Source organism: Intrasporangium sp. (genome assembly GCF_051961875.1).
Classification (GTDB): domain Bacteria; phylum Actinomycetota; class Actinomycetes; order Actinomycetales; family Dermatophilaceae; genus Intrasporangium_A.
Map to the genome: position 1 here is coordinate 1 of NZ_JBQCCV010000171.1, position 10,979 is coordinate 10,979.

Here is a 10,979-nt window from a genome sequence, read left to right on the forward strand (position 1 = left end):
CAGCACGGCGACGGCCGCCTTCACCTCGACGGCCGGCCGGCCGCAGGTCAGGGCCCGCCGCAGGGCGACGGCCGCCTCGCCCGCCAGGTGCTGCAGGGCCAGCTGGGCCGTCTCGACCAGGTCGCGGCGGCGCTGCAGGACCTCGGCCACCGGACCCCGTGAGGGGCTCTCGCCGGCAAGTCGTCGCTGCAGCGTCGCGACCGACGTGACGCGCCGCACCGTCTCGGGCACGAAGCCGATCCGGGCGAAGAACCGGTTCGCCTCGCGGTCGTGCGCGGGCACGAGGCTCGCGACGTGCCCGGCGCCGACCCGGTCGGCATAGCGGGTCGTCGTCGCGAGGAGCGCGGTCGCGACGCCGCCCCGGCGGTATTCGGGCAGGACGTGCAGCATGCTGATGGACACGCACGGTGCGTCCACGAGCGGGCTGCGGGTCGAGTCGGCCACCACGACGTATCCGGCCGGCACGCCGTCGACGTGCGCGATGAACGCGCAGATGTCGGACCGGTCGAGGGCGGCGCTCAAGGTGCCGTCGGCGGCCAGCCGACGGGCCGCGTCGGGCCTCGTACCGGACTCGATCCGGTGCGCGACCCACAGCTCGATGAACGGCTCCCGGAGCGCACCCTCCACCCGCCGGACGTCGACTGCTGACCTACCCATGCATCCTCCTGACCGACCGAGACACCACCCCGACCCTACGCTGAGTAGTGAGCGATCTGAAAGGGGGCGGCGGGGCCAAATCGCTCGCGCAGGCACGCGCGTGGCCCCACCGCCCCGTCAGACCTCCCGCGTCAGACCTCCCCGCCGAGGTAGGCGGCCTTGACGGCGGGGTCCGCCGCGAGCTCGGCCCCGGTGCCCTCGCGCACGATCTCGCCCGTCTCCAGGATGTAGGCCCGGTGCGACCGCTTGAGCGCCTGCGCGGCGTTCTGCTCGACGAGCAGCACGGTGGTGCCCTGGCCGTTGATCTCCTGCACGATGTCGAATATCTGCTGGATGAGCTTCGGTGCCAGCCCCATCGACGGCTCATCGAGGAGCAGCAGCTTGGGTCGCGCCATGAGCGCCCGGCCCATGGCGAGCATCTGCTGCTCACCACCCGACATGGAGCCGGCCGCCTGGTTGACCCGCTCCTTCAGCCGCGGGAAGAGCTCGAAGACCCGGTCGAGGTCGTCCCTGACAGCCTTCGTCCCACGGTCGGAGCGGGCGTAGGTGCCCATCTCGAGATTCTCCATGACCGTCATGCCGACGAAGACGCCGCGGCCCTCGGGTGACTGGGAGATGCCGAGCACCGGTCGCTCGTGGGACGCGACCTGGGTGATGTCCTTGCCGCCGAACCTGATCGTGCCGGCCCGGACCGGGCGCAGGCCCGAGATCGTCTTCATGGTCGTCGTCTTGCCGGCTCCGTTGGCCCCGATGAGGGTGACGATCTCACCCTCGTCAACCGTGAAGCTGATGTCACGGATCGCCTCGATCCGGCCGTAGTTGACGCAGAGGTTCTCGACCTCAAGAAGCATCTTCTTCCTCCACTCCGAGGTAGGCGGCGATGACCGCTGGGTTCTCCCGGACCTCGGCCGGGGTCCCTTCGGCGATCTTGCGCCCGAACTCGAGCACGACGATCCGGTCGGTGACGCCCATGACCAGGCGCATGTCGTGCTCGATGAGCAGCACGGTGTAGCCCTGGTCGCGCACCGCGCGGATCAGCTCCATGAGCTTGGCCTTCTCGGCCGGGTTGAACCCGGCCGCCGGCTCGTCGAGGCACAGCAGCTTCGGGCTGGTGGCGAGGGCACGGGCGATCTCGAGCCGACGCTGGTCACCATACGGGAGGTTGCGGGCCAGCTCGTCGGCCTTGGCGGTCAGCCCCATGAACTCGAGCAGCTCCATGGCCCGAGCCCGTCCCTCCGCCTCCTCGCGCCGGTGCTTCGGCAGCCGGAACATCGCGGACCCGACGCCCGTGGAGTGGTGCGCGTCCGCGCCCACGAGGACGTTCTCGAGAGCCGTCATGTTCGCGAAGAGCCGGATGTTCTGGAACGTGCGGGCGATCCCGAGCTTGGTGATCTGGAACCGCTTGCGTTGACCGAGTGGCTCGCCGAGGAACCGGACATCACCGGAGGTCGGCTGGTAGACGCCCGTCATCACGTTGAAGCAGGTCGTCTTGCCGGCACCGTTGGGCCCGATGAGGCCCAGGATCTCGCCCTGGTTGATGTGGAAGCTGACCTCGTTGAGGGCGACTACGCCGCCGAAGCGGAGCGTGACGTTGTCGACCTCGAGGATCCGCTCGCCCTCGGCGACGGTGGGCCCGACCTCCTCCGGCGCGATGTCGACGTCGGGGTTGATCTCGGTCGGCTCGTTGGCCAGGGCCAGCTCTTCGTCGAGCGTGGGGTCGACGGGGGTGGTCTCGTCAGGCACCGGCTTCTCCCTCCTCAAGGACGGCTTCCCTGGCATCGGCTCGTTTGGCCCGGATCGTTCGACGTGGTGGCAGCAGGCCCTGCGGGCGGAAGATCGTCAGGACCAGCAGCGCCAGGCCGAAGACGAGGACCCGGAAGTCCGCGAACTCCCGGAACCGCTCCGGGAAATAGCTGACGACAATGGCACCGAGGATGACGCCCCACCGGTTGCCGGCCCCGCCGACCACGACGGCGGCGATGAACAGGATCGACAGCAGGAGCTGGAAGCTGTCCGGCGAGATGAACTGCTGCTTGCCGGCGAAGAGCGCCCCGGACAGGCCACCGATGCAGGCTCCCAGCGCGAACGCGAGCAGCTTGAACCGGAACGTCGGCACGCCCATGAGCTCGGCGGCGTCCTCGTCCTCACGGGTCGCCTCCCAGGCCCGACCAACTCGGCTGCTCTTGATGAGGTGGTCGAAGAGCAGGACGAGCCCGATGACGAACAGCGCGAGCCAGTAGTACGGGACCTGGTCGACGATCCCGAACTTGAGGAACGAGGTGGTGTTGCCGAGGTCGACCACCGGCGCGCCGCTGCTCCAGTCCAGGCTGGGCAGATCGAACAGCGCCTTGCCCGGTGGCGGCGGGATCTGGCTGATGCCCGCGGCGGCGCCGAGCCACTGCGAGTTCACCAGGCTGAGCCGAACGATCTCACCGAAGCCGAGCGTCACGATCGCCAGGTAGTCGCCGCGCACCCGCAGCGTCGGGGCGCCGAGGAGCACGCCCGAGACGAGCGCGACCACGATGGCTGCCGGGACGGTCCAGAGCCACGGCCACTTGCCGTGGAGGCTCGACAGGACGCCGACCGTGTAGGCACCGACCGCGTAGAAACCGACGTAGCCGAGGTCGAGCAGTCCCGCATAGCCAACCACGATGTTGAGACCGAGTGCCACGAGCACGTACGTCGCCACGGTGAACAGGACACCGCCGAAGTCGGAGTCGGGAGTCGTGATGATCGGGATGTTGAGCAGTGGCAGCAGGAAGAGGAAGATCGCGAAGAACACCCAGAGGACGATCTTGACGGGCTTGGGGAGCCCCTTGACGCGGTCGAGTTGAGTCTGTGCCCAGTTCATGCGCGCGCCTTTCCGAGGGACTCACCGAGCAGGCCGGTGGGTCGGAACAGCAGGATGACGACGAGCAGCACGAAGGCGACGACGTCCTTCCACGCGGTGCCGACGAGGGCGGAGCCGTAGTTCTCGGCGAGACCGAGGACGAACCCGCCGAGCAGCGCCCCCCGGAGGTTGCCGATGCCGCCCAGCACCGCGGCGGTGAACGCCTTGACGCCGAGGATGAACCCCACGTCATACCGGGTGATCCCGATCCGGATCATGTAGAAGACTGCCGCCGCGCCAGCCATGACGCCGCCGACCAGGAAGGTCAGCTGGATGACCCGGTCGCGGTTGACGCCCATGAGGGCGGCCGACTCGGCATCCATGGCCACGGCCCGGATCCCCCGGCCGAGGCGGGACCGCCGGACGAACTGGTCCAGCACGATCATCATCGCGATGGCGCCGACGATGACGAAGATGTCGACGTTGGTGACCGAGTAGTCGCCGATCGTGAAGAGCGGCTGCGGGAGAATGATGTCCGGCAGGCCGGAGTTGACGCGCGAGTTACCCACGTAGGCGCCCAGCGTCTTGTCGAGGCCGAACCAGGCCGCGATCTTGCTGCGCAGGCCCATCAGCTCGGACAGGACGAACGAAGCGCCGATGGCCGAGATGAGGGCCACGAGCGGCGGCGCGTTCCGCTTGCGCAGCGGACGGTAGGCGACCCGTTCGAGGACGACGGCGACGAGACCCGACATGATCATCGCCGCGACGAACATGAGGATCACCCAGAGGATGACCTGCCCCGCGCCGGCTCCGGCATGCCCGCCAAGGAGCATGACGATCCACATCGAGGCGAAGGTGCCGTACATGAACACCTCGGAGTGGGCGAAGTTGATCAGGCGCAGAACGCCGTAGACGAGGGTGTAGCCGAGGGCTACCAAGGCATAGACCGCGCCGACGGTGATCCCCGTGATCGTCAGCGCGAAGAAGTTGTCGATCAGGAACTGCATCCATGGCCTCCTGTGGGCTGGCTGCTGGTGGCGGTTCGGGTCGGCGGTCCGGTCACCCAAACCCACGAGAGGCGGCCGGGGCCAGTGCCCCGACCGCCCTCGTCGTGACTCGAGTCAGTGCGGCTCAGTCACAGCACACACATCTGCTGGTCGGTTACTTGATCTCCCCGAGCGGGACGATCTTGCCGTTCTCGACCTTGTAAGCGTAGACGTGGATCTCCGACGACTCGCCCTTGGCGTCGAACTTGAGGCGCTTGGTGACGCCCTGCTTGTCGTAGCTCTTGACGAAGTCGACCATGCTGGCCCGGTCCTTGCCCGCAGCGATGCCGTCGAGCAGGATCGTCGCGGCGTCGTAACCCTCACCGGAGTAGGTGTTCGGGTCCTGGCCGAACTTGGCCTTGTAGGCCTTCTGGAACTCCGGAGCGACGTCGGGCGGCGCGCACGGGCAGGTCAGGATGGTGCCCTCGGCCGCGGCCTTGGCGTTGTCGACGTAGGACTGGTCCTTGGTGCCGTCGTCGGAGACGAAGGTGCCCTTCCAGCCAGCGTCACGCAGCTGCTTGACGAGGATGGCCGCCTCCAGCGCGTAGCCGCCGTAGAACAGCGCGTCGGCCCCCGATGCCTTGACCTTGGTGACCGTTGCCGAGAAGTCCGTCTGCTTCTGCTGGACGGTGTCGCTGCCGATCAGCGCCGACCCGAGGTCCTGGCGGACGATGTCGGCAAGGCCCTTGCCGTACTCCGACGCGTCGTCGACCACGAACGGCTTGGACGCCTTGAGGGTGTCCTTGATGTACTTCGCCGCAGCCGGACCCTGCGTCGCGTCGTTGCCCAGGGCGCGGAAGAAGGTCTTCCAGCCGTTGTCGGCGAGCTTCGGGTTCGTGGCGGACGGGGTGATGGTGACGAGACCCGCCTCGTTGAAGAGGGGGTCAGCCGCCTTCGACTCGCCGGAGAAGGCCGGCCCGACGATCCCGACGACCTTCTTGTCGTCGATGGCCTTCTTGGCCAGCGCCGGCGCCTGGGTCGGGTCACCCTGCGAGTCGAAGTTCGCCAGCGTGACCTTGCAGTCAGCGTGCTTGGCGTTGTAGTCGTCGAGGGCGAGGTTCACGCCGTTCTGGATGTAGATGCCCAGGTTGGCGTTGGGGCCGGTGAGGGCACCGAACATGCCGATCTTCAGGTCGCAGGCCGCCGCCTTCCCGCCGGCGGTGCTGCCGGCTCCCGGTGACTCACTGCCGCCCTTGGTGCCACAGGCCCCGAGGGCCAGGACCGCAGCCACGACCGGCACAGCGATCTTGAGGGTGGAACGCACGGAATCCTCCTGATGTAACTCATCCCTCTCCCTTGAGGGCTAGGTGGAGACTAGGCCCAAGAGGCAGGATTGGTCATCAGGTGGGCCGCATCGTTAACCGTGTCGTGACCTGATTTCCGCGCGTCGATGGACGGCTTGGTGCGCTCAGGACGCAGGGAACCCCTTGATCACCGCGTCAGCGACCTCTTTCATCCCGAGACGGCGGTCCATCGCCGTCTTCTGGATCCATCGGAAGGCGTCCGCTTCGCTCAGTTTGAGCTGGTTCATGAGCACGCCCTTGGCCCGGTCGACGAGCTTGCGGGTCTCGAGCCGTTCACCGAGGTCGGCGATCTCGGCCTCCAGGGCCTTGACCTCCTGCCACCGCGACCGGGCGATCTCGATGGCGGGCCGCAGGTCGTCGGCCGTGAACGGCTTGACGACATACGCCATGACGCCCGCGTCGCGGGCTCGCTCGACCAGCTCGGTCTGGGAGAAGGCGGTGAGCATGATGACGGGGCAGAGGTCCTGGGAGTGGATCTGCTCGGCGGCACCGAGCCCGTCGAGGACGGGCATCTTGACGTCCATGATGACGACGTCCGGCTTCAGGTCCCGAGCCAGCTCCACGGCCTGCTCACCGTTGGAGGCCTGCCCGACGACCTCGTAGCCCTGCTCCGCGAGCATCTCGACGAGGTCGAGGCGGATGAGGGCCTCGTCCTCGGCGACGACGATGCGGGTCGCAGCGGCGTGCGTGTCGGACGGGGTGGTCGTGGTCTGGTCGGCAGCCGTCTCGTCACTGGTCACGAGCAGAGCCTATCGGTGCCGGGAGCGGGACTTGAACCCGCACGACCTTGCGGCCAGAGCATTTTGAGTGCCCCGTGTCTGCCATTCCACCACCCCGGCGGGCGTGCCGGGACAGCATACCGACTGCCGTGCCCGGCCACCGCGACGCCGACGGGTGAGGACGACGGGCCCCTAGGAGAGGGTCACCTCTTCGGGCCGGTACGCGGGCGCCCGGCGATGCACCGCGTCCCCGACCCGGTGGACTCGCAGGGCGTTCGTCGAGCCGGGGATACCGGGTGGGGACCCGGCCACGATGAGGACGCGGTCGCCCTCGACGACCCGCCCCTCGGGCAACAGGGTGAGGTCGACCTGCATCGCGAACTGGTCCGTGTGCGACATGCGGCTGACGAGATAGGTCTCCATGCCCCATACGAGGGCGAGCCGGGAGCGGGTGCGCTGCTCGGAGGTGAAGGCGAGCATGGGCAGCCGGGGACGGAGCCGGGCCATCCGCATCGCCGAGCCGCCGGTCTCGGTGAAGGTGATCAGGAAGCGGGCGTCGACGGACTCACCGATCTCCACGGCCGCCTTGCAGACCGCGCCCCCGACGGTGACCGGCGTCCGGTCGATCCCGGCGATCCGGTCGTAGCCGTGCACCTCGGTGAACTCGATGATCCGGGCCATCGTGGTGACCGACTCGATGGGATAGGCCCCGACGGACGTCTCCCCCGACAGCATGACGGCGTCCGCCCCGTCGAGGACGGCATTGGCGGCATCGGACGCCTCGGCGCGGGTCGGGCGCGGGCTCTCGACCATCGACTCGAGGACCTGAGTGGCGACGATGACCGGCTTCGCGGCGACCCGGCACAGCTCGATGGCCCGCTTCTGGACGAGCGGCACCTCCTCGAGCGGCATCTCGACGCCGAGGTCCCCTCGCGCGACCATGACGCCGTCGAAGGCCTCGATGATCTCCTCGAGGTTGGCGACCGCCTGTGGCTTCTCGATCTTCGCGATGACGGGCAGCCGCAGCCCGAACTCGTCCATGATCTCGTGCACGTCGGTGATGTCGGCGGCCGACCGGACGAAGGAGAGCGCGATGAGGTCGGCACCGAGCCGGAGCGCGAAGCGCAGGTCGTCGCGGTCCTTCTCCGACAGGGCCGGCACGCTGACGGCCACCCCGGGCAGGTTGATGCCCTTGTTGTTCGACACGAGCCCGCCGACGACGGTCTCCGTGACGACGTCGGTGTCGGTGACGTCGACCGCCCGCAGGGTCACCTTGCCGTCGTCGATGAGGAGGATGTCGCCGGGGCGGACGTCGCCCGGTAGCCCGGCGTACGTCGTGCCGACCTCGCGCTCCGAGCCCTCGACGTCACGGGTGGTGATGGTGAACCGCTGCCCCGGGTCGAGGTGCACCGGGCCCGCCGCGAAGCGGCCCGTCCGGATCTTTGGACCCTGCAGGTCGACGAGGATCCCGACCGCCCGGCCGGAGGCGTCACTCGCCTCCCGGACGCCGCGGTAGACCTTCTCGTGGTCGCCGTGCTCGCCATGGGAGAGGTTGAGGCGGGCGACGTCCATGCCCGCGTCGACGAGGGCGCGCAGCTGTTCCGGAGAGGAGGTCTTGGGGCCGATGGTGCAGACGATCTTGGCGCGGCGCATGTCTCAACCTTATGGGTCCTGTGACGCCGCTCACCTGGGGGCCCGCCCTCCGGGACGGGCCCCGAGGGGTCACACGGCGAGCGGGCGGTCGGTGGGCGTGATGGGGCGGGGCAGGGCGCTCGAGCCCGTCAGCCAGGCGTCGACACCGGCCGCTGCCGAGCGGCCCTCGGCGATCGCCCAGACGATGAGCGACTGGCCCCGACCGGCGTCGCCGGCGACGAAGACCCCGGGGACCGAGGTCATGAAGTTCTTGTCGCGGCGCACGTTGGTCCGGTCGTCGACCTCGACCCCGAGCTGCTCGAGCAGGCCCTCCTGCTGGGGACCGAGGAAGCCCATGGCGAACAGGACGAGCTGCGCCGGGATCTCCCGCTCGGTGCCCGCCTGGAGCACGGGACGGCCGTCGACGAACTCGACCTCGCAGAGCTGCAGGCCCGCCACGTTGCCCTCACCGTCGGCGACGAACTCCGTCGTGCTGACGGCGTAGACGCGCTCCCCGCCCTCCTCGTGGGCGCTCGCGACCCGGTAGAGCAGCGGGTAGGTGGGCCAGGGCTGGTTCGCCGGCCGGTCCTCTCCCGGCATGGGCATGATCTCGAGCGAGGTGACCGAACGGGCGCCCTGTCGGTGGGCCGTGCCGATGCAGTCGGCGCCGGTGTCGCCGCCGCCGATGACGACGACGTCCTTGCCCGTGGCGAGGATCTGGCCCTCGACCTCGTCCCCGAGGGCGGCGCGGTTGCCCTGTGGCAGGTACTCCATCGCCTGATGTATGCCGCCCAGCTCGCTTCCGGGGACCGCGAGCCCTCGTGGGACCGTTGCCCCGACGGCGAGGACGACGGCATCGTACCGGTCCCGCAGCTGCCGGCCGGTGACGTCGACACCTACGTCGACCCCGCTGCGGAAGCGGGTGCCCTCCGCCTCCATCTGGCGCAGCCGCCGGTCGAGGACGGACTTCTCCATCTTGAACTCGGGGATCCCGTAGCGCAGCAGGCCGCCGGGCTTGTCGGCCCGCTCGAAGACCGCGACGGTGTGCCCGGCCCGGGTCAGCTGCTGGGCGGCGGCGAGGCCCGCGGGACCGGAGCCGACGACGGCCACCGTCTTGCCGGAGAGGCGCTCGGGCGGCAGCGGCTCGACGAGGCCGCGCTCGAAGGCCTCCTCGATCGTCGTCACCTCGACCTGCTTGATCGTGACGGCGGGCTGGTTGATGCCGAGCACGCACGCGGTCTCGCAGGGCGCCGGGCAGAGCCGGCCGGTGAACTCCGGGAAGTTGTTCGTCGCGTGGAGGCGTTCGATTGCTCCGCGCCAGTCGCCCCGCCAGGCAAGGGTGTTCCATTCGGGGATCAGGTTGCCGAGCGGACATCCGCTGTGGCAGAAGGGGATCCCGCAGTCCATGCACCGGCCGGCCTGCCGCTGGAGGGTGCCGAGCTGCTGCTCCTCGTACACCTCCTTCCAGTCCCGGATGCGGACGGGAACGGGGCGCCGCGGCGGCAGCTCGCGCTCGCGGGTCTTCAGGAATCCTTGCGGGTCAGCCACGGGAAGCCTCCATGATCCGGTGCCACACCTCGGTGCCGTCGACGTCGAGGTCCTGGTCGGCCGCCTCGGCACGCACGTCGAGGACACGCTGGTAGGCAGCGGGCAGCACGAGCGTGAATCGGTGTCTCGCCTCGTCCCAGTCCTCGAGCAGCCGTCTGGCGACGGCGGACTCCGTCTCGGCGAGGTGTCGCTCGAGCAGGTGTCGCAAGGTGGTCTCGTCGTCGGGCCGGAGCGGCTGCAGGTCGACGAGCTCCCGGTTCACGCGATCGGGGCGTAGGTCGAGGACATAGGCGATGCCGCCGGACATCCCGGCGGCGAGGTTGCGCCCGGTCGCCCCGAGGATGACGACAGTGCCGCCGGTCATGTACTCCAGGCCGTGGTCCCCGACGCCCTCGACCACCGCGCTCGCGCCCGAGTTGCGCACGCAGAACCGCTCCCCGACCCGGCCGCGGAGGAACAGCTCGCCGCTCGTGGCGCCGTAGCCGATGACGTTGCCCGCGATGACGTTGTCCTCGGCCACGAGCGTCGCATCGGGGTCGGGCCGCACGATGACCCGCCCACCGGACAGGCCCTTGCCGACGTAGTCGTTGGCGTCGCCGAGCAGCCGCAAGGTGATCCCGCGCGGGAGGAACGCACCGTACGACTGGCCGGCCGCACCGGTCATCGTCACCTCGATGGTCCCGTCGGGGAGCCCCTGCGGGTGCGCCTGGGTCACGTGGTGGCCGAGCATGGTCCCGACCGTGCGGTTGACGTTGCGGACCCCGATCGTGCTCCGCACCTGTTCGCCGCCCTCGATGGCCGGCAGGGAGCGTGCGATGAGCTCGTTGTCGAGGGCCTTCTCCAGACCGTGCTCCTGCAGGGTCGAGTGGTGCAGCGTGCTGCCCGTCGGGTTGGGCGCGACGGTGAGGATCGGGGTGAGGTCGAGGCCGGACGCCTTCCAGTGCGTGATCGCCTTGTCCAGGTCGAGCGCCTCGACCTGGCCCACCGCCTCCTCGACGGAGCGGAAGCCGAGGGCGGCGAGGTGTTCGCGCACCTCCTCGGCGATGTACTCGAAGAAGGTCTCGACGAACTCGGGCTTGCCGGTGAACCGGGCCCGAAGCTCCGGGTTCTGGGTGGCCACCCCCACCGGGCAGGTGTCGAGGTGGCAGACGCGCATCATGATGCAGCCGGAGACCACGAGGGGTGCCGTGGCGAAGCCGAACTCCTCTGCCCCGAGGAGGGCCGCGACGACGACGTCGCGCCC

At 69.4% G+C, this 10,979-nt stretch carries 10 protein-coding genes and 1 tRNA gene; all 11 read right to left on the reverse strand.

What is annotated here, in order from left to right:
* Window positions 1–657 (reverse strand): GNAT family N-acetyltransferase (locus ACTHJJ_RS10170; protein WP_440302827.1); only part of this gene is annotated, 657 nt, incomplete at its 3' end.
* A gap of 131 nt (window positions 658–788) precedes the next feature.
* Window positions 789–1,508 (reverse strand): ABC transporter ATP-binding protein, encoded by a 720-nt coding sequence (locus ACTHJJ_RS10175; protein ID WP_440302828.1) that lies wholly within the window; start codon window positions 1,506–1,508, stop codon window positions 789–791.
* On the reverse strand, window positions 1,498–2,400 hold the full coding sequence (locus ACTHJJ_RS10180) for an ABC transporter ATP-binding protein (protein ID WP_440302829.1): 903 nt from the start codon (window positions 2,398–2,400) through the stop codon (window positions 1,498–1,500). The genes ACTHJJ_RS10175 and ACTHJJ_RS10180 overlap by 11 nt, the downstream gene beginning before the upstream one ends.
* On the reverse strand, window positions 2,393–3,508 hold the full coding sequence (locus tag ACTHJJ_RS10185; RefSeq protein WP_440302830.1) for a branched-chain amino acid ABC transporter permease: 1,116 nt from the start codon (window positions 3,506–3,508) through the stop codon (window positions 2,393–2,395). The genes ACTHJJ_RS10180 and ACTHJJ_RS10185 overlap by 8 nt, the downstream gene beginning before the upstream one ends.
* Entirely contained in the window at window positions 3,505–4,494 is a 990-nt protein-coding gene (locus ACTHJJ_RS10190; protein ID WP_440302831.1) for a branched-chain amino acid ABC transporter permease, read from the reverse strand. Before ACTHJJ_RS10190 ends, ACTHJJ_RS10185 begins: the two co-directional genes overlap by 4 nt.
* A gap of 154 nt (window positions 4,495–4,648) precedes the next feature.
* Window positions 4,649–5,797: a branched-chain amino acid ABC transporter substrate-binding protein gene (locus ACTHJJ_RS10195; RefSeq protein ID WP_440302832.1), complete on the reverse strand. Its 1,149-nt coding sequence runs from the start codon at window positions 5,795–5,797 to the stop codon at window positions 4,649–4,651.
* A gap of 144 nt (window positions 5,798–5,941) precedes the next feature.
* Entirely contained in the window at window positions 5,942–6,577 is a 636-nt protein-coding gene (locus ACTHJJ_RS10200; RefSeq protein ID WP_440302833.1) for an ANTAR domain-containing response regulator, read from the reverse strand.
* A 16-nt stretch (window positions 6,578–6,593) separates the two neighbouring features.
* Window positions 6,594–6,676, reverse strand: a tRNA-Leu gene (locus ACTHJJ_RS10205).
* A 72-nt stretch (window positions 6,677–6,748) separates the two neighbouring features.
* Window positions 6,749–8,209 (reverse strand): pyruvate kinase, encoded by a 1,461-nt coding sequence (gene pyk, locus ACTHJJ_RS10210; protein WP_440302834.1) that lies wholly within the window; start codon window positions 8,207–8,209, stop codon window positions 6,749–6,751.
* A gap of 69 nt (window positions 8,210–8,278) precedes the next feature.
* The gene (locus ACTHJJ_RS10215; protein ID WP_440302835.1) at window positions 8,279–9,736 is read right to left on the reverse strand and encodes a glutamate synthase subunit beta; all 1,458 of its coding nucleotides are present in this window, start codon (window positions 9,734–9,736) and stop codon (window positions 8,279–8,281) included.
* On the reverse strand, window positions 9,729–10,979 hold a 1,251-nt coding region (locus ACTHJJ_RS10220), incomplete at its 5' end, for a glutamate synthase-related protein (RefSeq protein WP_440302836.1). The genes ACTHJJ_RS10215 and ACTHJJ_RS10220, both read right to left, overlap by 8 nt.

What these genes read in the sequence shown, in the direction of transcription:
- ACTHJJ_RS10175 (WP_440302828.1), bottom strand. Translation starts at nt 1,508, where the DNA reads ATGCTTCTTGAGGTCGAGAACCTCTGCGTCAACTACGGCCGGATCGAG.
- ACTHJJ_RS10185 (WP_440302830.1), bottom strand. Translation starts at nt 3,508, where the DNA reads ATGAACTGGGCACAGACTCAACTCGACCGCGTCAAGGGGCTCCCCAAG.
- ACTHJJ_RS10190 (WP_440302831.1), bottom strand. Translation starts at nt 4,494, where the DNA reads ATGCAGTTCCTGATCGACAACTTCTTCGCGCTGACGATCACGGGGATC.
- pyk (WP_440302834.1), bottom strand. Translation starts at nt 8,209, where the DNA reads ATGCGCCGCGCCAAGATCGTCTGCACCATCGGCCCCAAGACCTCCTCT.